The organism is Croceicoccus sp. BE223 (genome assembly GCF_031457155.1).
Taxonomy (GTDB): Bacteria; Pseudomonadota; Alphaproteobacteria; order Sphingomonadales; family Sphingomonadaceae; genus Croceicoccus.
This window is the reverse complement of the sequence record NZ_JAVDWB010000007.1, coordinates 81,477-101,033: the sequence shown is the minus strand read 5'-3', so window position 1 is coordinate 101,033 and position 19,557 is coordinate 81,477. Positions and strand designations below refer to the sequence as shown.

The 19,557-nt window shown below is 64.7% G+C and carries 19 protein-coding genes; 10 read left to right on the top strand and 9 right to left on the bottom strand.

The annotated features are described in order from the left end of the window. Positions 1-41 precede the first annotated feature (41 nt). From J2X37_RS14175 to J2X37_RS14150, 6 genes are read right to left on the bottom strand one after another with little or no spacing between them, the layout of a single operon-like run. The gene (locus J2X37_RS14175) at positions 42-1,289 is read right to left on the bottom strand and encodes an acetyl-CoA hydrolase/transferase C-terminal domain-containing protein (RefSeq protein WP_310022480.1); all 1,248 of its coding nucleotides are present in this window, start codon (positions 1,287-1,289) and stop codon (positions 42-44) included. 4 nt (positions 1,290-1,293) lie between these two features. Next, the gene (locus J2X37_RS14170) at positions 1,294-2,709 is read right to left on the bottom strand and encodes an MFS transporter (protein WP_310022477.1); all 1,416 of its coding nucleotides are present in this window, start codon (positions 2,707-2,709) and stop codon (positions 1,294-1,296) included. Positions 2,710-2,711: 2 nt separating this feature from the next. Beyond that, on the bottom strand, positions 2,712-3,143 hold the full coding sequence (locus tag J2X37_RS14165) for a nuclear transport factor 2 family protein (protein WP_310022475.1): 432 nt from the start codon (positions 3,141-3,143) through the stop codon (positions 2,712-2,714). After that, on the bottom strand, positions 3,140-3,958 hold the full coding sequence (locus J2X37_RS14160; protein WP_310022473.1) for an SDR family oxidoreductase: 819 nt from the start codon (positions 3,956-3,958) through the stop codon (positions 3,140-3,142). Before J2X37_RS14160 ends, J2X37_RS14165 begins: the two co-directional genes overlap by 4 nt. Further along, complete coding sequence (locus J2X37_RS14155) at positions 3,955-4,740, bottom strand: SDR family NAD(P)-dependent oxidoreductase (protein ID WP_310022471.1); 786 nt, start codon at positions 4,738-4,740, stop codon at positions 3,955-3,957. The genes J2X37_RS14160 and J2X37_RS14155 overlap by 4 nt, the downstream gene beginning before the upstream one ends. Then, positions 4,737-5,603 (bottom strand): SDR family oxidoreductase, encoded by an 867-nt coding sequence (locus J2X37_RS14150; RefSeq protein ID WP_310022470.1) that lies wholly within the window; start codon positions 5,601-5,603, stop codon positions 4,737-4,739. Before J2X37_RS14150 ends, J2X37_RS14155 begins: the two co-directional genes overlap by 4 nt. Positions 5,604-5,693: 90 nt before the next feature. On the opposite strand from J2X37_RS14150, the gene J2X37_RS14145 reads away from it, so the two are divergent. Beyond that, positions 5,694-6,410 (top strand): TetR family transcriptional regulator, encoded by a 717-nt coding sequence (locus J2X37_RS14145; RefSeq protein ID WP_310022468.1) that lies wholly within the window; start codon positions 5,694-5,696, stop codon positions 6,408-6,410. 104 nt (positions 6,411-6,514) lie between these two features. On the opposite strand, the gene J2X37_RS14140 is transcribed toward J2X37_RS14145, so the two are convergent. Next, on the bottom strand, positions 6,515-8,134 hold the full coding sequence (locus J2X37_RS14140) for an AMP-binding protein (RefSeq protein WP_310022466.1): 1,620 nt from the start codon (positions 8,132-8,134) through the stop codon (positions 6,515-6,517). A gap of 172 nt (positions 8,135-8,306) precedes the next feature. Between J2X37_RS14140 and J2X37_RS14135 the strand changes: the two genes are divergently transcribed. The 8 genes from J2X37_RS14135 (at position 8,307) to J2X37_RS14100 (ending at position 15,780) form a co-directional block, all read left to right on the top strand. Beyond that, on the top strand, positions 8,307-9,059 hold the full coding sequence (locus J2X37_RS14135) for an SDR family oxidoreductase (protein WP_310022464.1): 753 nt from the start codon (positions 8,307-8,309) through the stop codon (positions 9,057-9,059). An 89-nt stretch (positions 9,060-9,148) separates the two neighbouring features. Beyond that, positions 9,149-10,375, top strand: a complete 1,227-nt coding sequence (locus J2X37_RS14130; protein WP_310022462.1) for an MFS transporter — start codon at positions 9,149-9,151, stop codon at positions 10,373-10,375. Next, complete coding sequence (locus tag J2X37_RS14125; RefSeq protein WP_310022460.1) at positions 10,375-11,310, top strand: NAD(P)-dependent oxidoreductase; 936 nt, start codon at positions 10,375-10,377, stop codon at positions 11,308-11,310. Before J2X37_RS14130 ends, J2X37_RS14125 begins: the two co-directional genes overlap by 1 nt. 2 nt (positions 11,311-11,312) lie before the next feature. After that, complete coding sequence (locus J2X37_RS14120; protein ID WP_310022458.1) at positions 11,313-12,212, top strand: SDR family NAD(P)-dependent oxidoreductase; 900 nt, start codon at positions 11,313-11,315, stop codon at positions 12,210-12,212. Between the two features lie 2 nt (positions 12,213-12,214). Further along, complete coding sequence (locus tag J2X37_RS14115) at positions 12,215-12,700, top strand: VOC family protein (RefSeq protein ID WP_310022455.1); 486 nt, start codon at positions 12,215-12,217, stop codon at positions 12,698-12,700. Next, on the top strand, positions 12,690-13,847 hold the full coding sequence (locus tag J2X37_RS14110; protein WP_310022453.1) for a sulfotransferase: 1,158 nt from the start codon (positions 12,690-12,692) through the stop codon (positions 13,845-13,847). Before J2X37_RS14115 ends, J2X37_RS14110 begins: the two co-directional genes overlap by 11 nt. A gap of 17 nt (positions 13,848-13,864) precedes the next feature. Further along, the gene (locus J2X37_RS14105; RefSeq protein WP_310022449.1) at positions 13,865-14,830 is read left to right on the top strand and encodes an NAD(P)-dependent oxidoreductase; all 966 of its coding nucleotides are present in this window, start codon (positions 13,865-13,867) and stop codon (positions 14,828-14,830) included. Next, positions 14,827-15,780, top strand: a complete 954-nt coding sequence (locus J2X37_RS14100; protein ID WP_310022448.1) for an SDR family NAD(P)-dependent oxidoreductase — start codon at positions 14,827-14,829, stop codon at positions 15,778-15,780. The genes J2X37_RS14105 and J2X37_RS14100 overlap by 4 nt, the downstream gene beginning before the upstream one ends. 6 nt (positions 15,781-15,786) lie before the next feature. Here J2X37_RS14100 and J2X37_RS14095 read toward each other — a convergent pair whose 3' ends face one another. Then, the gene (locus J2X37_RS14095; protein WP_310022445.1) at positions 15,787-17,487 is read right to left on the bottom strand and encodes an MFS transporter; all 1,701 of its coding nucleotides are present in this window, start codon (positions 17,485-17,487) and stop codon (positions 15,787-15,789) included. A gap of 280 nt (positions 17,488-17,767) precedes the next feature. Between J2X37_RS14095 and J2X37_RS14090 the strand changes: the two genes are divergently transcribed. Further along, a complete protein-coding gene (locus tag J2X37_RS14090) occupies positions 17,768-18,577 on the top strand; it encodes an SDR family oxidoreductase (RefSeq protein WP_310022442.1) in 810 nt (269 codons plus the stop codon). Positions 18,578-18,582: 5 nt separating this feature from the next. Here the strand turns inward: J2X37_RS14090 and J2X37_RS14085 are convergent, their stop codons facing one another. Further along, on the bottom strand, positions 18,583-19,332 hold the full coding sequence (locus J2X37_RS14085; protein WP_310022438.1) for a DUF2889 domain-containing protein: 750 nt from the start codon (positions 19,330-19,332) through the stop codon (positions 18,583-18,585). Positions 19,333-19,557: the final 225 nt, after the last annotated feature.

Genomic DNA, 19,557 nt, shown 5'->3' with positions numbered 1-19,557 from the left:
GGGGCGCTGCATTCGCCGGCAGCGCCCCTTTCTTGTTGCGGTTAAACCATTGCCGACCGGATCTCGCGCCATTGCCCGGTCAGACTGTCACGGAAGGCGGGGTGGGCAATGGCGATGAGCGCCTCGGCCCGCTCGTCCAGCGACAGATTGCGCAGGCGTGCGACGCCATGCTCGGTCGCGACAACGTCGGCCAGGTTTCGGGGCAGTGATACCGTGGGCGTGTCGAGCCTTGTCACGATGCGGCTGATCTTTCCCTTGCCCGCGGTGCTGGGCAGCATGGTGATGGCGCTGCCGCCAGGAGAGGCCATGGCGGCCGACGCGAAATCGGGGGCACCGCCCGCACCGCTTGCCGCCAGCGCCCCCTGCCATTCGAGGTTCACCTGTCCGAACAGATCGACCGCGAGGGCGGAGTTGGCGGCGAAGAAATCGCGCTCCATGCCGATGACGCGCGCGTCGTGCGTTTCCAGCGTATCGGCAAGCCGTACCAGATCGCGCCGGGCCATCTCGGCATAGAATTCGGCCGAGCCTGCAAGGATGCCCGCGACATGGCCGCCGTCTGCCAGCGCACCCTTATCGGAGAGATAGAGCAGGTCCTCGCTGGCAAGGCCCGATCGCAGGCGCAGATTGCGGCGGCTGGCGAGCGCCCGCCACAGGGCGGCAGGGGCGGAACCGATGCCGACCTGCAACGCCGCACCATCAGGGATCAGGCCCGCGACATGGTCGGCGATCGCCTGGCCCACCGCATCGGGTGATGCCGAGGGAACCTCGACCAGCGGGCTGTTGCATTCGACGACGAGATCCGCTTGGGATAGATCGATGTGCGGGCTGCTCGGCATGGCCGGCATCAGCGGGTTTACGAGGGCGATCCGCACCCGGGCCGCCTGCCACGCAATGGCGGTGAAATCGGCGGCAATGCCCACCGATGCCATTTGCCCTTCGCCGTCGAGCGGCGGCGCGACATGGGCCATCGCCACCTCTATTCCAGCATCGCGGGCCATGTAGCGCGCCGCGCCGAAATACGAGAGTGGGAGGACGCGAACCCGGCCTTGCGCAAAGCTTTGTCGGCCAGGTCGCGCAAACAGGAAGAGTGTTTGGCAAGCATCGGCGTGGAGCCCGGCATAGTCGAAGGTATTCATGCCTGGCAGCGGACATCCGATCACGTGCACGCCCGCCATGCGTTCCGGATCTTCGGCCAGCGCATCGGCCAGCGCCAGTATCTCGCCTGTCGCGCCGGGCAAATAGATCGTACGGCCCGGCCGGAAATGGTCGAGCAAGGCTGACAGGGTCATGAAATTATCCTTTGCGGAATTCGCGCTCGTGGGCCGAAAGGCTGTGCCTTCCGCGGTAAATGTCGGCAATAACCGTGATCAGCGGAACGAGGCTGAGGGGCAGGGTGGCCATTGCGAGCACCTTCAGCGCGCCCGCGTGCGCGCCGCCCGACAGGAGATTGGCAACGAGTGGCGCGGAAAGCATGGCACCGATGTAGGCGGACGTGCGCAGCAGACCGGCGGCCGAACCGCTTTGGTCAAGCGGGGCATAGTCGAGAAGGCGCTGCTGGTTGCTCATGTTCAGGATGCCGAAGCTGGTCCCGAAACCGAACGAGACCACCAGCATGCCCACTGTCGACGGATAGGCCGAAAGCAGAAACAGCGAAGCCGCATTGCAGACCAGCACGACCGCGCCCAGGATCTCTATCGCGCAACCGCTCCGCCCGCGCGTGGGCAGCAGCGCGCCGACGAACGAGGCGACCGCGACCGGCATCAGCATCAACCCCGATGCCGTGAGCGACAGGCCCAGCGTGGCCTGCGACCATTGCGGGATGGCATAGAAAAAGCAGTAATTGACGAAGTTGAAGGCGATGTGATTGCCGTAGGTAAGCGTCAGCGGCAGGTTCGCGCGGATCAACCCGACGTCGACGAAAGGTTTCGTCTGCCGCCGCTCGACAACGATGAAGACGGCGAGCCCGGCCAGGCCGAGGCCGAGCGCCAGCGCGTCGAAGCGCGTGGTGAGGTGCATTAGAAAGAACACCAGCGCGGTCATGAACCCGGTGAACAGAGCGATGCCCGCCCAGTCGATCCTGATGCGGCCATGCTTTGCCGGATCGTGCGCGGGGACGGCAAACCAGATCGCGACGAAGGCGATCACGGCGAGCGGCAGGTTGATGGCAAAGACACCGCGCCAGCCCAGCCATTCGGTGACCACCCCGCCGAGCGGTGGCCCGATCGCCACGGCGACGGAACTGGCTGCGGCCAGCCAGCCTAGGATGCGCGCAGGCGGTTCGATGTCGGCTCGGTGCGCGCGCTGGCGGATGATGGCGACGGCGCAGGGATAGGCGCTCGACGTGCCAAAACCGATCAGCACGCGCGACGCGATCAGCGTAGCCATGTCTTGGGCGATGATGCCCGCAACGCCGCCGACGCCAAGCACCACCGTTGCCCACACCAGTGTGCGCCGCGCTCCGAAGCGATCGGCAAAGCTGCCCAGCACCGGTTGCGCGATGGCAGCGGTGAGATAAAGCGAGGCGACAAGCCAGCCACCGATTTCTTCCTGCCCCGGAAAGGCCTGCCCGATCGGGACGAGCGCGGTCGACAGCATCGCGGAATTCAGCGGATTGAGAATGGTGACGAGAAGCAGCGGCATCACCAGCCACAGCGTGAACGGTTTGCTCCCGCTGGTGCCCTGCTCTGCTGCCTTCCGGCCGATCGCCATGGTCAGCGCCGGATCAGGGTGGAGCGCCTGAGAGCTATGCGCGGCGCGCCGTCCTCGAACACGATTTCGTCATGGAACTGACCGAACCCGCGCAACTTCGGCTCTCCACCTTCGGCATAAAAGAACGAGGCAGCGTGGCGGGCGAGCAGACGGCTGTCGGACAGGCGTACGATATCGGGGTGCTCGGCCACGTGCACTTCGCGCAGGTCGGCCTTGCCGTGACCCCCCGATTGCCAGACGCGCGCGTAGAAGGCCATGATGGCTTCGCGGCCCGATACCGGTTCCATGCTCGTCCCGTTCGAACAGATTTCGAGGCGCGCCTCGGGTGACCAGCAAGCCTCGAACCGAGAAGCGTCCTCGTCGTCCTTGGCGTATTTCACGGCCGCCAGCAGGTCCAGCACCGCGCTTCGTTCGTGCGGCAACAAAGGGCTCACGTTTCGCGCCCCTCGCTCTTGAGCAACATGGAATCGACCGCGTGCAGCAATCTTCCCCCGTCCACCGGAATGACCGCTCCGGTCGTGAACGAGCTGGCGTCACTAGCCAGGAACGCGGCGGCATTGGCAATCTCGTCGGTGCGGCCGCCGCGGCGGAGAGGCAGCGAGGCGATACGCCTCGCGCCTTCCTCGCTCTCGAACAGGGTTCTGCTCCCGCTCGACTCCACCATGCCTGGCGCGATCGTGTTGGCACGCACGTTGTACTTGCCGAACTCGGCGGCAAAGTTTTTCATCATCTGCCACTCACCCGCCCGCGCTATGCAGTTGACCGAACGCTCGCCCGTCGCCTCGAATACCGAGCCCGAACCGATGTAGATCAGCGATCCGGTCCCTGCGGCGATCATGTGGGGGATCGCCATGGATGAAAGCCAGAAGCGGCTCTTTAGGACATAGAGAAGCTGTTCATCGAACACGTCATCAGGCGTGTCGATCGAACTGCCGAGCCAAGGGCGGATGGCGGGAGAGCAAAGGAGCGTCGTCAACGCACCGAAGCATTCGACCGCCGTTTCCACGAGGGAACGCAGGTGCGCCTTGTCGCCAAGGTCTCCGGCAACCGCGACGGCGACCGTCCCGCAATGGCCGTGGCGGGAATTGAGATCCTCGGCCACTGCCTCGATCTTGTCTTTTGTGCGTGCCGTGACGACAAGCCGCGCTCCGCTTGCCGCGAAGAGCTGCGCGGAGGCGAGGCCCATCCCCTCGCTCGCGCCGGTGACGATGGCGACGCGGCCCGACAGGTCAAAGGTCGCGCTACTCATTCGTGGAGCCCCGTCAGTACGCCACCGTCGATCTGGATCGTCTGGCCGGTGATGAAGCGGCCCGCGTCGCTGGCAAGATAGGCCACCATGTTCGAGATGTCCTCGGGCCTGCCCAGCGAAGGGGTCAGGACGTTGGCGCGCGACTGGGTGAGGCGTTCCGCGCTGAGGTCACGCAACATCCGCTCGGTCTCGATCGTGCCGGGGGCGACCGAGTTGCTGCGGACGCCCTTCTTGCCATAGGCAACAGCCATGTGGCGGGCGAGCATGATGAGCCCGGCCTTTGTCGTTGAATAGGTCAGACGCCGGGATGAAAGCGGCGGGGCGATACCTGCACGCGAGACGATGGTGACGATGGAACCGCCGCCGCCTGCGATCATGATGGGCACAATGGCGCGCGAGACCAACATCGTGCCGGTGAGGTTCACATCCACCGTGCGCCGCCAGACCGAGGTATCGGTGCCGAGGAGATCGAGGTCGCCGGCAAGATCGGCATGTGCGGCGTTGTTGACCAGAGCGTCGATCCGCCCGAACTCGCAGCGCGCGACATCGGCTAGTTCCGCCACGGATTCCTCGTCCGAGATGTCGCAGCGAACGCCCAGAGCGCCGTTGCCCACCTTCGCTGCCATGGCCTCGGCGCTGTCCTGCGCGATGTCGGCAAGCAGGACCCGAGCGCCCAGCCGCGTGAACAGGGCGGCCATGTCAGCCCCCAGCCCGCCGCCGCCGCCGGTGATCAGGATCGACTTGCCGGTCAGGTCGACGACGGGGGAGATAGGCGTAGTCATCGGTCGGCCCTCTGGCCTTCCATCTGTGTCCACTGGCCCTGCGATCCGCGGACCCAGCCCATGGCAGCAGATGTGCCTCCATCGATCGGGATTATCGCCCCGGTGATGTAGGATGCCATGTCGGACGAGAGGAACGCGGCAAGGTCACCACATTCGTAGGCCTCGCCCTCGCGCAGGAGCGGGATCACGCGGCGCATCCGGTCGTCCTGTTCGGGGGTAGGCACGCGCCACTTGCTCTCGTCCACCGGACCGCTGCGGTTACCGCGTCCACCCGGCGTGATGGTATGATCGGGTGCGATGCAGTTGACGCGGATGTTGTCTCCCGAAAGCTCCAGCGCCATCGAGCGGGTGAAGCTGATCATCGCCGCCTTGCACGCCGCATAGACGGCGACATTGGGGCCCGCACGCATCCCTTCGATCGATGCCACGTTTATGATCGAGCCACCGCGGCCGCCACGCGCCATGATCGGCGCGGCCGCATGCGTAGCGGCCAGCATGGAGACGAAGTTGATGTCGATGTGCCGGCGCCAACTGCGCTCGCTCTGCTCGAGGAAGGGTTTATAGGCGACGCCGCCCGCATTGTTGACCAGAATGTCGATGCGACCGAATTTGTCGTCGGAAGCCGCGATACATTCGCGGATCCTGTCGGTGTTCATCACGTCGGTTGGAAAGGCGAGGGCGGTGCAGCCCAATTCGGAAATGCGCGCCGCTACCTCGTCGCACCGTTCGGGCACGATATCGGCGATCACGAGGTCCGCGCCAAGCTCCGCCATGGCGAGTGCGCAGGCTCGGCCGATGCCTCCACCGCCGCCGGTGACGATTGCAACCTTGCCCTTCAGCGAAAGTCTTTGAACGGCGTTCATCAGGATCCTTCCCTGTGTTTGTTCGCAAACTTGACGGGGCGTCAGCTATTTCGCAATGCTCACTGCGCTTCAATCTAGGTGACTACATCCATGGCTCGTCCAAAGCAGAATCTTTATGGTCAAGAAATGGGGAGCAAGGGCTTTCTCACCCGCGAGAAAATCATCGCGACGACGACCGAATTGCTCGGACGCAGGCCGCTGCGCGAAATCAAGGTTGCTGAAATTGGGCAGAGTGCGGGGGTCTCGACTTCAACATTCTACATCTATTTCGAAACCGTGAGCGATGCTGCGCTCGCCGCGATCGAGCGAGTGAACCAGGCGAGTCCGGAAATCATCAATTTGATGGAAAGCCCTTGGCCGCGCAACAAGCTCCTGCAGAATTCGCGTGCGCTGGTGAACATGTACTTCTCGATCTGGGACAAGCATCACGCCCTTTTGCGGGTGCGCAATTTCGTCGCGGACGAGGGGGACAAGCGTTTCATAGATGCGCGTCGCCGTTCAATCGAACCGCTTCTCTTGCGGTTTCAGGACAAGGTCCGCGAATTGCAGGAGGACCTGCCGGAGGAGCGCAGGCTCGATCCTGCCTCGACTGTGTCAGTCCTGCTTGCTATGCTGGAACGCACCGCGCAGGTCATCCGCCTGCCGTCGGCGCACAGGGCAACCCGTCCGCGCCAAGTGGAAACCGCGGCATTCCTGGTTGCCAGCGCGCTGAGCGGCGGTGTGCCTTTCCTGGACGAGATGCCGGCCGCCAAGGGGCAGTCTGGGGACTATTTCAAGGGCGACATCGAAGGCGCGGCCTCGAACTAATCAGGCCGAGCAGGCTGCGCCCTTTTTAGAAATCGCCCTTGCAAAGCGCACAGGAGGTGCGGCCATCGATGGCCGCACCAGCTGTTTTCAAGCGTCGCCGAGGATCATCGCTTGTCAAGCGCGAAACCCGACTTCTCGCGATCCCACGTTGTGTCAGTGCAGCCTTCGTCGCGCAGTTGGTACTTCAGCACACGGCCCACGGGATTGCGCGGCAGGTCGTCACGAAATTCGAAAAAGCGCGGCACTGCGAAGTAGGGGACCTTGTCGACGCACCATTTGCACAATTCCTCTTCGGAGATGCTGGCGCCATCTTGCAGTGTGATGGTTGCCTTAACCTCGTCTTCGGTTTCGGCAAGCACGGCGTGGACCGCCACATCCTTGACGAACGCATGCTTCTTGAAGGTCGCTTCCAGCTCCTGGCTCGAGATGTTCTCGCCGCGGCGGCGCAGGTAGTCCTTCTTGCGGTCGACGAAGAACAGAAAGCCGTTCTCGTCCATGCGGCCGATGTCGCCGGAATGGAGCCACATGTTGCGCATGATCTTGAGCGTGTCTTCGGGACGGTTCCAATAGCCCATGAACATGATGTCGGGGTGGCGCGGGCGGATGATGATCTCGCCTGGCTGGCCGATCGGGACTTCGTTGTCTTCGTCATCGACGATACGGACATCGAAATCCTCGTTGATCTTTCCGGCATTGCCAAGCGGGCCTTCCTCGTGGTCGGCCAGAGTCGTGACGCGCGCGGCCTCGGTCAGGCCATAGTTGTGCGAGCCAGTGATCTTGACGCCGAAACGCTCTTTCCACATGCGCTGTATGTCGGGTGGGAAGGGCGATCCGCGCACCGCATAAACCTGTCCGAAGCAGCGCTTAGCAGCTTCGTTTTCGGGTGCGTTGGCGATGAAGGTCAGCATCGAGCCGAGCAAGTTTACGATGGTTGCGCCCGAACGTTCGATATCATCCCAGAACTTGGAGACCGAGAAACGGGGGAAGACCGCGACGCGCGCACCCACCATCGCCGAGGACAGGACCGAGCCGCCCAGTGCGTTCATGTGGAAGAACGGAAGCGGAGTCCAGTTCACGGTCTTCTCGTCGCGCGCTTCGCGCTTGAGGATCTGGCGTGCTACGTTGCAACAGTAGTTGTGCGAGATCATGCAGCCCTTGGACGGGCCGGTCGTGCCGCCGGTGAAGATGAGCATGCACAGTTCGCCCGGCTTGTTCTCGTCGGGGATCGCCTCGTCCTTATCGACGTAAGCCGCGGACAGGCGCTCTGCTTTGAGGCGGTTATAGGTCGGCAGGGGCTCTTCGTCGCCGCGGACCAGAACGTGGGTCGCCTGCGGAAGGTCGTCCTCGATGTCGTTCAGGCGAAGAGCGTAGTCCGGTTCCATTACAAGAACCTGCGCGCCGGCGTCATCGAACTGGTGGCTGAGGAAGCCGCCCTTGTAGGCGGTGTTCACGGGCACGTGCACCGCTCCGATCTTGTTGGCCGCGAACCAGAGCGAGATCGAATCGACGTTCGAGTCGAGCAGGCTGCACACCCGGTCGCCACGCTTGACGCCGCGCGCCAGGAGGCCATGCGCCAGGCGGGTCGAACGGTTGTCTACGTCGGCGTAAGTGTAGGTTTCGCCTTGAAAATCCAGCCAGATGTTGTCTGGATAATTGGCAACTGCGCGTGCCAGGACCTCGGTGACGGTTTCGCGGACGTCGGAAGACCAAACTGGGAAGGTCAACTCTTTATCTCCCAAACTGATGAAGCGTCAGTAATATCCTCCGTTGCCGCTGCCTGACAAGGAAGCCCCTGCGCGGTCTAAGGTGCGACGGTCCTGAAAACGTCGATGTCGAACCTTGGGCAAATCGATCGCTCACGCAACAATCACCCTCATAAAGGGAGAGAACCGAGTGATGCGCTATTCCGGAAAGGTGGCGATAGTGACGGGCGGGGGGCGCGGCATAGGCTTCGCCGTCGCCCGCAGGCTGGGCGTCGAGGGAGCGTCCATCGCGATCGCCGACCTCGATATGGGCCATGCCGAGAATGCCGTAGCGCGGCTCAGGGCGGACGGCATCGAGGCTGAGGCGTTCTGCTGCGATGTCGCAGACGAGCCGAGCATCGTCGCCACAGTCCGCGACGTGGTCGCGCGGCTGGGGCGGTTGGACGTGCTGGTCGCCAATGCCGGGCTGCACCTGACCGGCTATACCAAAACGCCCTGCGAGCTTTCGGGCGACGACTGGCGCAGATTGATGGACGTGAACGTGATCGGCATCGTCAACGGCGCGCGCGCCAGCCGCGCGGCGATGCGCGAGCGCGGCGGAGGGGTGATCGTCACGATATCCTCGATGGCAGGTTACAAGGGAGAGAACGCCTACGGCATTTCCAAGCTGGCAGTGAACGGGCTGACTGTCGCGCTTGCCAAGGAACTGGCCGCGGACTGCATCCGCGTGTGCGGCGTGGCCCCGGGCCTCGTCGATTCTGAAGAAGCCATGGCGCGCTTTCCGCAGGAGCGGCGCGAGAAATATGTCAACGAACTGCAGCTTGTGAAGCGGCTGGGCCGCACGGACGACATCGCTGCTGCAGTAGCGTTCCTTGCCAGCGAAGAGGCCTCCTTCGTGACGGGAGAAACGATGATAGTCAGCGGAGGTGCATTTTGCAGGATCTGAGCACGAGGGTTCCTGCAAAGGAGCCGCACGAGACCGAGACCGTCCACACGTCCGGGGCCGGCGAGCCAGTCGCGCATCGCCCTTGGTACATGCTGTTGCTTCTGGCGCTGATCTACATCTTCGGCTCGATCGACAGGGCAATTCCCTCGGTCATCGTCGAGCCTTTGAAGAATGAGTTCGCGTTAAGCGATTCGCAGTTGGGCCTGCTCACAGGCTTCGCATATTCGGTGCCCTACGCGCTTGCCGCGCTGCCGACCGGCTGGCTGATCGACCGGATGGACAGGCGCATCCTCTTGGCCATCAGCTCCACGATCTGGAGCTTGCTGACGGCCGTTGGCGCTTTTGCGCAAAGCTTTACCATGCTGGTGCTGGCGCGCGTGGGCGTCGGTGCGTCCGAGGCGCCTGCCTCGCCGGGTAGCCTCTCGCTCATCGGCGACCTGTTTCCCAAGGAGCGCCGCGGGACGGCGGTAAGCCTCTACTATGCCGGCACGGCGACCGGGCAGATGATCACCTTTCTCGTCGGCGGCTGGCTGCTGCTTCATTTCGGATGGCGCTCGCTGTTCATGATCGCGGCGATCCCCGGGCTGATCCTTGCCGCCCTGCTGTTCTTCACCTGCAGGGAGCCCCGGCGTGGACAGTTCGACGACGAGGGCGTCGCCGCAAAGGAGCCGGTCAGCTACCGCAAGGCGATGGGTACCATCGTGAAATCGCTGCCGCTGCGTCATGCGATCATGGCCAACATGCTGATGACGGGCGTGCAATACGCGGTGATGGTCTGGACGGTTTCGCTCCTGGTCCGCATTCACGGGATGAGCACGGAGCGCGCCGCCATGGCCGTGGGCCTTGCCGTCGGCCTGGTCATGATGGTGGGTTCGCTCGTCGTCGGGTTCGTTGCGGACCGCTATGCCAAGGGCGACGCCGCCCGCATGGCGACAGTGCCCGCCATCGGGACGATCTGTGCCGGCCTTGCGGGCATCGCGATGTGCCTGATGAACTCGCTGGTTCCGGCGCTGGCCTTCATGGCTCTCCTGGCCTTCTTCATGGGGATCAACACCGGGCCCGGTTATGCCACGCTGGTCAGCATGACCGCATCGAACATGCGCGGATCGGTGCTCTCGGTCGCGAAGATCGCGTCCATTCTCGTCGGGAACGGGTGCCTTGCCTACTTCACGGGCGCGGCAAGCGATCTGATCGGCGGCGAGCAATCCTTGCGCTGGGCGCTCCTTCTGACCGTGATCTTCTTTTTCTGGGCAGCGCTGCATTACGCTTTGGCGGCCCGCTCGTGGCGTAATCGCAAGGCGACGGAGATACTGTAATGGCGATCAAGGGCAAGACGATCCTGGTGACCGGCGCGACCGGGCAGCTGGCGGGCGCAGTGGCGCGCGGTTTGGTGGGCGACAACGAGGTTATTGCGCTGGCGCGCTTTTCCGCGCCGGGATCGCGCGAAGCGCTGGAAGCGGCGGGCGTGACCTGCGTGCGGGGCGATTACGTGACGCGGGATTTCGACGAGGCACCCGAAAAGGTGGATTACGTCTTTCACGCCGCCGCCAATACCAAGCCCACCACCATGGATGAAGGGATGCGCGACAATGCGGAAGGCACTGCCTTCCTCATGCACCGCTATCGCGATGCAAAGGGCTTCCTGCACGTGTCGGCCACTGGCTGCTATGCCGCGCATCCGGATCCGGAACACGTTTTTACAGAGGATGAGCCGCTGGGCGGATCGACCTATTTCGCACCCATGTATGGCGTGTCGAAGACCGCGACCGAGGGCGTGGTGCGTTCACTGTGCCGGATCTATGATCTGCCTACGATCATCGGGCGCATGAATGTCGCCTATGGCGGCCCCTATTTCGATGGCGGATTGCCGGGGCGGCAGCTTGACCAGCTGCTGGCGGACGAACCGATCAGGCTCCAGCGCGGCCAGCGCTGGTTTCAGGCGCCGATCCACGAAGACGACATAACCCGCCATGCGCTGATCATGCTGGAAAAGGCGACCGTACCCGCAACCATCGTCAACTGGGGCGGGGACGAGGGGGTCGAGGTGGAGGCTTGGGTCCGCCATCTGGGCCGCCTCGTCGGGAAGGAACCGATCTTCGAATATGACGACAGGCCGCGCGCGGCCAGTTGGATCGGCGATCATTCGCGCCGCATCGCGCTGGGCTGCGAGTGCAAGGTCGACTGGCGCGAGGGCATGAAGCGCATGATTCGCGCACGCCGCCCCGACGTGACGATCATCGAGGATATGTGATCATGGCAGGATTACTGGAAGGCAAGGTCGCACTGATTACCGGTGCGGGCGGCGGAACGGGCCGTGCCTATGCCCTGATGTTCGCCGAAGAAGGGGCATCGGTCGTGGTGAACGACCTTTCCACCACACCCGAAGGCGACGGCGAGGCTGCCGGACCGCCGATGGCCGAGAGCGTCGTGGAGGAAATCCGCAAGGCCGGCGGCACGGCGGTCGCCGATCACGGCGACGTGTCGGACCCCGCCTCCGCGCAGGCGATGATCGATAGGGCCGTTCGCGAATTCGGACGGCTCGACATTCTGGTCAACAATGCAGGCATCTTCCGCGAACGTCCGTTTGCCGAGATGAGCCTGGCCGACTGGAACGCCATTATGGATGTGCACCTCAATGCCAGCTTCACCCTGGCGCAAATGGCGTTCCGCGAGATGATGAAACAAGGCGACGGGGGCGTGATCGTAAACACCACGTCGCGCACGGCGTTGCGCGGCAAGGCGCTGCAGGCCAATTATGCCGCGGCCAAGGGCGGGACCATCTCGCTCACCCAGACCATCGCGCTGGAGGGCGAGGAACACGGCATTCGCAGCGTGTGCATATCGCCGCGCGGCGTCACCCGGGGTTGGGAAAATGCGAAATCGGTATCTGCCGGCATGTTGACCGACGAAGTGCGGCAGAAGTTCTCCCTGCGCGGACCGGCCCTGGCGGTCACATGGCTGGTCAGCGATCTGGCAAAGGACATCACGGGCCGCACCTTCTTTGCCAGCGACGAGGCGATCAGCGAAGTGCGTTGGGAACAGGCGCCCGGCTTCACCCCCACGGCCGACTGCACCGCGCAGGATATCGCCGCCGCGGTGGAAGCGGGTCGCGTGATCTATCCCGGTGAATTCGACCCCAACAGGATCCAGTGAAGATGACGCCGCGCTACAACCATGTCTGCCTGACCGTCGGGGATCTTGACCGTTCGGTGGAATTCTACAGCAGCCGGTTCGGGCTGTCTGTCCAGAGGCGTGACGGCCCGCACGAAGGTCCTCGGGTCGATTGCATGACCGGGGTCGAGGATGCGGCGCTCGATGTCGCGTTCCTGTCGGACGGGAATTTCATCCTCGAACTGATCTGCTTCACCCGCTCGGCAGGCGAGCACTGCCGCGCCCTGCCCGCCAACGAAGTCGGATCGCCGCACCTCGCGTTCGTCACCGACGACGTGCGGGGTCTTTACGAAAGCTGGCGCGCAGACGGCGTGCACTTCCTGTCGGAGCCGACTTATTCGAAGGGTCGCGATGCCTATTCGGTCATGCTGACCGACCCCGATGGCATCATGATCGAAATGCTCGAACATTCCGCGCTCTGCGACGACCAGCTTAAGCGCGCACGAAGGGAGCACACCGATGTCGCTTAATCCCCAGACACTCATCGAGCGCGCGCGCGCCAATACCGGCCTGCAGGAATTCGGAAGTGCCCCGTTCCGCCAGTCGCTGGACATCCTGTGCAGTTCTCTGCGCGAAGAAGCGCGCCTGTCCGAAGAGGGTGCGGCCAAGGCGGAGGCGCTGCTGACCGGGCACCTGGAGGAAAGGCTTAGGCTGGAGGATTTCATCTCCCGCCACCCCGAGGTTCTCGATCCGCCCGTAGCCCCGGCGATTTTCCAGATTGGCATGCCGCGCAGCGGAACGACCGCCCTAGCCCAGCACTTGTCGGAGGATCCGGCGCTCCGATCCATCCCGCGCTGGGAATCGAAGCGCCTGACACCGCCCGAAACCGGCTCTCATGGCGAGCACGATCCCCGAATCGCAGAGATCCGCGCCGAGTTCAAGGAAGCGTTTGCCGAGATGCCGTGGCGGCAGAAGATTCTGCCGAACAACTACGACGATCCGGCCGAACACGGCTTGCTGATGGCGCTCACCTTTCTCAACTTGCAGTGGCCCACGCTCTTCCGCATTCCCACGTGGACGCAATGGGCGCTGGAACAGGACCTGACGCCGGGTTACCAATACCTCGCCCGCGTGCTCAAGGTGCTGCAATGGGCAAGGCCGGCGATGCGCTGGAACCTGAAGCTGCCGCCCGATCTCTTCGCGCTCGAAGCGATCGCGGAGGTCTTTCCCGACAGTATCTTCGTATGGTCCCATCGCAACCCCGTCGCCGCCATCTCGTCGGTCTGCAGCCTCTGCGCGCAAGTGCGCGAGAAGCAGGGCGGGGCGACGGTCGACCCGCTCGAGATCGGTCGGGAGCAGCTTGAATTCCAGGCGCTCGGCGTTGACCGGGCGATGGCCGCGCGCGACCGGCTGGGCGAGGACAGGTTTGTGGACGTGCGGCAGGCCGACCTCGGCCGGGATACGATGGGTACGATCTGCGCCCTCTACACATCGCTCGGGCTGGAGATGAGCGACGCGTATCGGGCGAACCTGGAAACCCGTATGCGCGAAAAGCCGCGCGGCCGCTTTGGCGCGCACGATCACGAACTTGCAGCCTATGGCATAGACGAGGCCGACGTGCGTGGGCGCATGGCCCGCTATGTCGCACGCTTCCACCCAGACCTGGCGCTTGCGTGAAAGACCGAAGGATCCTGGTGACCGGAGTGACCGGCAAGGCCGTCCTGCCGGTGGCGGCCGCACTGGCCCAAGACAACGAGGTGTTCGGACAGGCGCGGTTTTCGGACGACCTGTCGCGCGAGCGCGTGGCGGCGCTGGGCATCGTGCCGTGCCGGGCGGATCTTGCCGAGGGTGGGTTTTCGGAGCTGCCGGACCAGATCGACCACCTGCTGCATTTCGCCTGGACCCGGCTGCCGGCCGACCGCCTCGAGGAAGCGATGCGCGTGAACGTCGAGGGGGCAGGGCTCCTGCTCCACCGCTATCGGCGCGCGCGCTCGGCGCTGGTCGTCTCGTCCAGCGCCGTCTATCGCGGGCATCCCGACCCCCTGCACCGCTACCGCGAGGGCGATCCCGTGGGGGCTGGTCCTTCGGTGGCGGCGGAAACGAGTGCGGTATGCAAGATCGCGCTGGAAGGAGTTGCCCGGCTGGCCGCGCGCACCAGTGGTCTGCCGATCACCATCGCCCGGCTCAACACGGTCATGGGGCCGCACCGCGCCTACTATGGCAAGCAGGTCGAGGCGATCCTCGCCGGGCGCGAGATCGTGCTGCCCGCTCATGACAACGCCCACAACCCGGTCCACGTCGAGGACATGGCATGGCAAGTCGAGCCGCTGCTCGAAGCTGCGTCTGCCGCGGCGCTCACGGTGAACTGGAGCGGGGACGAGACGGCCATCAGCCGGGACGTCATTGCCCGCATCGCGCGGCGCACAGGGCAAGAGGCAAATGTCATCGTGCGGACCGTGCCGGGGCTTGCTGCCGGCACGGTGACCGACACTGCGAAGCGCATGGCCATCACCGGGCCGTGCCGGAGCAGCTTCGACGAGGCGCTGGACAGGATGCTGGACGAGATGTTGGACGCAAAACCTTCCACCATTGCGCAGCGCGACTGGGACTATGCCAATCCGTGGCAGGACCGCATCTTCAGGGGGGAAGGCGAGGCATGACGACGACCGCGATGGATGTGGCACGCGACAGCGATCTTTCCGGTCAGACCGTGCTCATCACCGGAGGAACCTCTGGTCTCGGCATCGAGACAGCCAAGGCTCTGGCCGAGGCGGGAGCGGACCTCGTGCTGACAGGGCGCAACATGGATGCGGGTCAGGCGGTGATCCATACGCTCAGCGAATGCGGCGAGGGAAGGCACCGGCTTGTAGCGCTCGACCTGGCCGATCCGGCGGACATCGCACGCTTTGCAAGCGAGCTTTGCGACGAAATCGGCCGGATCGACGTGCTGATCGCCAACGCCGGCATCGCGCAGACGCCGCAGGACCGGCTGGCCAACGGGCTGGAGCTGCGATTTGCCACCAACTATCTTGGTCATTTCCTGCTGGTCCACGAGTTGTGGCCGCTCTTGGCCGCGCGCGGGTCGCGTCTCGTCCTTTTGGGATCGGCGGGGCACAAGGGGCGGGCTACCACGATCGGCGATCTGTCATGGGAACGTCGCGAGATCGACCAACGTGTCGCCTATGGGGAATCCAAGGCGGCCATTTCGCTATTCGCGGTCGAGGCGACGCGGCGTTGGCATGCCAGCGGCATCTTTGCCAACTGCGTGCTTCCCGGCTCTGTGGTCACGGGGCTGCAGCGCCACCACACGCCCGAACGGATGCAGGAAATGCTCAAGATTGGGGAGAGCGGTGCAGGCGGATCGGTGTTCACGACTCCGCAGCAGGGCGCCGCGACCAGCGTTTGGGCAGCAATTGCGCCCGAGCTGGAATCTGTCGGCGGACTGGTGCTGGAGGACTGCGGACTGTCGCGCATCGCCGGGCGCGAAACGCATCCGTTCAAGGGCTACGAGCTCCACTCCACCGATAGCCAGCGCGCGCGCGAGCTTTACGATGCAACCGTGGCGCTGATCGCGGCGCGAGGCATCCCGTTCCCCAACGCCGCCCCGTGAATGCCGTCAGTGCGAGCCGACGGCCGTCAGGCTGACCGGCACGCGCAGTACGTCGCCCGGATCGATCGTGTCCTCGCGCCAGCGGACGGAGCCGGTCGGTCGTTCGAGATAGCGCCTGATGCGGAGGGGCACCCCTTCGACCTGGAAGGCAAGCGCCTTGTCGCGCCAATTGCGATCGTCGACCGTGGGCCGGTCGCGGGCGCGGAGATAATCGTTCCACGTCGCATAGTGGAAGCGTTCAACCCACAGATCGGGGTCCGAAATGTCGCGCGCGAGCGAGGTTCCGTAGGCCCCGTTTCTCTCGCGCGAGCGACGTACGTCGCGCATGGCGTGATAGAACTTGCGGGCATCGTTCGCGTGGACCCGGTATTCGATCTCCACCACCAAAGGCCCGCTTCGCCCGGTCAGGTCCATCTTGATCAAGGGATCGCTACTGGGCGGGGGGGCGGCCTCGGCCGAGGAAACGCGCGGCATCGGCAGCACGAATCGCAACAAGGTGGTGGAAGCCATCAGTGCGGATGCCGCGCCCACCGCCACGGCCACGCCGTGCTTTGCCGCCAAAACGCCCCAGAACAGCGAACCGAGGGCAAGACCGGCCGCCACTGCCGCCTGGAACGCGGCGAGCGTACGGCCGCTGACCCAGCGCGGCGAGCTGACCTGTACCGACACGTTGCAAGTGGCGATCGAGATCATCCACGACCCGCCGGCAGCGAAGGTGGCCAGCACCGAGAGGGCAAGGAACGGGCTTAGGGCGATGGTCGCCAGCGCCGCCGCCAGCCCCAGTGAACAGCCCATCAGGATCGTTTCGGAACTGAAGAGATCGCGCAGACGGCTGGTGAGCAGCGCGAAGCTGACGGCACCCAGACCGAACCCGCCCAAGAGGAAACCGTAGACTTCCGGCCCGCCGCCCAGTTGCGCATCAGCCACGAGCGGCAGCATCGAATAGACCGCCGCACCGCCCAGCGATATGGCGAGCGAGCGCAGCAGGACCCGCATGACAGGCGGCGAATAGCGCACGAACCGAAGCCCGGCGAGCATCGCATGGTCCAGCCTTTCGGGTGGCAAGCGAGGGGGCGGCGTCTCGCGCTTCCACAGGAACAGCGCGACGATGATCGGGATGTAGAGAACCGCGTTCACCGAAAAGGTGAAGACCATTCCGGCAGAGGCGATGACGAAGCCGCCGATGGCCGGCCCGACGCTGCGGGCGGCGTTCGCAGACATCGAATAAAGCGCAACGGCTGCGGGAAGCTGCCTGACGCCGACGATCTCGGCAGCCGAGGCCTGCCATGCAGGTGAGTAGAGCGAAATCCCGGTGCCGGTGATGAAAACGCCCAGCAGGATCAGCGCGGGCGAGATCACGCCAAGCGCCGCCGCCATCGCGAGGAGCGTCGAACCGGCCAACGAGATGCACAGCGCGCCGATGGCGACACGGCGCCTGTCGTACATGTCGGCAATCGCGCCCGCAGCGATGGCAAGGAGCATGACGGGCAGCATGGACGCGCTCTGCACCATGGCGACGAGGTCTGCCTGTTGCGTGATCTGGAGCATCGTCCAGGCGGCGGTGACGGCCTGCATCTGTTGGCCCAGGTTCGACAGAAGGCTCGCGCCCCAGATGCGCCGGAACGTCGGATCGCGCAGGGGCGCGCCGACGGTGGTGCTTTCCCCTTCTACTTCCGTATCGGATTCAGTGGATGCAGTTTTGACCAATGTCGTCCGTTCGCCGTGCAGCGGCCGCGAGATCTTCCCACAGCCGGAAACCCTACTGTTGCGGGTTTGATCCGCACTAACCCGCAGGTCACTGCTGTCAACGCGGACACTTGAACGCAAAGGCTCCCAAAAAGGCTCGATTGCAGACGATTCCTCCGGGCCGGGCGGCGATAGGACTTGGCGACCCGTTCTGCGCGCCCTTATTTCCGGACCGGGCATGTGACATCGATGGTCCGGAGGAAGCGTGTTGGCGGAGGGACTTGCAGGAAGGGTCGCGCTGGTGACAGGGTGTGGTCGGCAGGACGGCATCGGCAGGGCTGTCGCCCTGAGGCTCGCGGAACTGGGCGCGGACATCGTGGTGACGGACTTTGTCGCGGAAGGCATACGCAACCTCGGCGAGGCGGAAGGCGATCGCGATAGCTGGCGGGGCATCGGCACTCTCGCCGAGGAAATCGCCGCGATCGGGCGACGCAGCGCAGCGATCACCGGCGACATTTCCCGCGCGGATCACGCCGCTGCGATGGTGTCTGCCACGGTCGAACGGATGGGGCGGCTCGACATCCTCGTCAATAACGCGGGCGCGGCGCATGGCGCCGATCGCGGGCCATCGTGGGATATCCCTGTGGAGGCATTCGACACGGTCATGGCGATCAACACCCGGGGCACTTTCCTGATGAGCGCGGCGGCCGTGCGTCACATGCTTTCCCGACAGGAAGGCGAGGCGACGCACGGTCGGATAATCAACATCGCATCTGGCGCCGGAAAGCGCGGGTTCTCCGACCGGACGGCGTATTGTGCGTCGAAGTTCGCGGTGGTGGGCATCACCCAGAGCATGGCGCAGGAACTGGGCGACAAGGGGATTACCGTCAATGCCGTCTGCCCCGGCACGATCCAGACCAGCAGGGCGGTGGCTCGCGATGCGCGCGGCGCTGCACCCGATCCGTCGAAGCGCGGCATGATCGCCCCCGCCGTGCCCCGCGCCGGCACGCCCCGCGAGATTGCCGACACGGTCGCGTTCCTCGCCTCGCCGTCGGCGGGCTACATCACCGGACAGTCGATCATGGTCGACGGCGGACTGCTGATGGTTTGAAGACCCTACGGCCGTTCGTCCAGCATGGAGAGCATGCCGTCGCTGCCGTTCTCATAGTTCCTTGCCGCACCTCGCACGTTGAGCGCGGTGGCGCGCCGTTCTTCCTGGAACGTGAAGCACACCCCGCTCTGGCCGCGATCGGCGGCAGTGCGGATCGTATCGGGGTCGAGCGTTCGTCCTGACGCGACCATGACCGCGCGCCGCAGGACGGTGGCGGCCTCGGCATCGGCGATGTCCATCGCCTCGGTCCGGGCGCGGAAGCCCTTGGTCAGCGATTGGCCCGCCCAGTCGGCAGGGCCGCTGATCTCCCGTTTGTCGAGCTCCCAGTGCAGCACTTCCTCGCCGTCGCGCAGCAGGCGGGCGGTGCCGGGGCCTAGCAGGCGGCGCCGGCCCGGTTCCCAGGCAATGATCTCGCGATCCTCGACCAGCGCCTCGTAGCGGCGATGCCTGCGCCCCGACGCGGCATGCCCCATGGCGAGACCTGCCAGGTCGAACATGTGGGTGCATTGCTGGCGCATGTCGATCATGGCGCCGACGTCGCTCGATCGCGGCAGGATGGCCTTCCCGATCATTCCCTTCAGATGCGCGCCCGCCAGCGGGCAGGTGGTGAAGGGCACGCGGGGCGCAGCGGCGCGTATGTCGGTGATGACGGTGCCGTCATGCTCCAGCGTTATCCCGAAATGGTGGAAATCGTCTTCCAGCCATGCGACGACCGCGCCGTCATCCTCGGCGCGAATGTCGATAAGCCTGCGCAAGCGGCCGTCGGTACGGGGAAAACTGTCACTCATGTCAAATCTCTCAGGCATCCCGGATATCTGCCGACAGGCCCATTAGCGTGCCATCGCGCCTCGTGGTCAAGCGGAAGGGCGGCCGGGAAGCCGCGCGGCCGGCCCGCCCGCGGTCCGCGCCCGGGTAATTATGGGTCGTAAACGCATAAAGCGCACGCACCCGTCCGGTAAAAGGCGGAGAAATGGGATAGG

Excerpts from the sequence above, each read along its gene's own strand:
- J2X37_RS14100 (WP_310022448.1), top strand. The coding sequence starts at position 14,827 with ATGACGACGACCGCGATGGATGTGGCACGCGACAGCGATCTTTCCGGT.
- J2X37_RS14155 (WP_310022471.1), bottom strand. The coding sequence starts at position 4,740 with ATGACTACGCCTATCTCCCCCGTCGTCGACCTGACCGGCAAGTCGATC.
- J2X37_RS14135 (WP_310022464.1), top strand. The coding sequence starts at position 8,307 with ATGCGCTATTCCGGAAAGGTGGCGATAGTGACGGGCGGGGGGCGCGGC.
- J2X37_RS14160 (WP_310022473.1), bottom strand. The coding sequence starts at position 3,958 with ATGAGTAGCGCGACCTTTGACCTGTCGGGCCGCGTCGCCATCGTCACC.
- J2X37_RS14110 (WP_310022453.1), top strand. The coding sequence starts at position 12,690 with ATGTCGCTTAATCCCCAGACACTCATCGAGCGCGCGCGCGCCAATACC.
- J2X37_RS14150 (WP_310022470.1), bottom strand. The coding sequence starts at position 5,603 with ATGAACGCCGTTCAAAGACTTTCGCTGAAGGGCAAGGTTGCAATCGTC.
- J2X37_RS14130 (WP_310022462.1), top strand. The coding sequence starts at position 9,149 with ATGCTGTTGCTTCTGGCGCTGATCTACATCTTCGGCTCGATCGACAGG.
- J2X37_RS14145 (WP_310022468.1), top strand. The coding sequence starts at position 5,694 with ATGGCTCGTCCAAAGCAGAATCTTTATGGTCAAGAAATGGGGAGCAAG.
- J2X37_RS14175 (WP_310022480.1), bottom strand. The coding sequence starts at position 1,289 with ATGACCCTGTCAGCCTTGCTCGACCATTTCCGGCCGGGCCGTACGATC.
- J2X37_RS14115 (WP_310022455.1), top strand. The coding sequence starts at position 12,215 with ATGACGCCGCGCTACAACCATGTCTGCCTGACCGTCGGGGATCTTGAC.
- J2X37_RS14170 (WP_310022477.1), bottom strand. The coding sequence starts at position 2,709 with ATGGCGATCGGCCGGAAGGCAGCAGAGCAGGGCACCAGCGGGAGCAAA.
- J2X37_RS14120 (WP_310022458.1), top strand. The coding sequence starts at position 11,313 with ATGGCAGGATTACTGGAAGGCAAGGTCGCACTGATTACCGGTGCGGGC.
- J2X37_RS14125 (WP_310022460.1), top strand. The coding sequence starts at position 10,375 with ATGGCGATCAAGGGCAAGACGATCCTGGTGACCGGCGCGACCGGGCAG.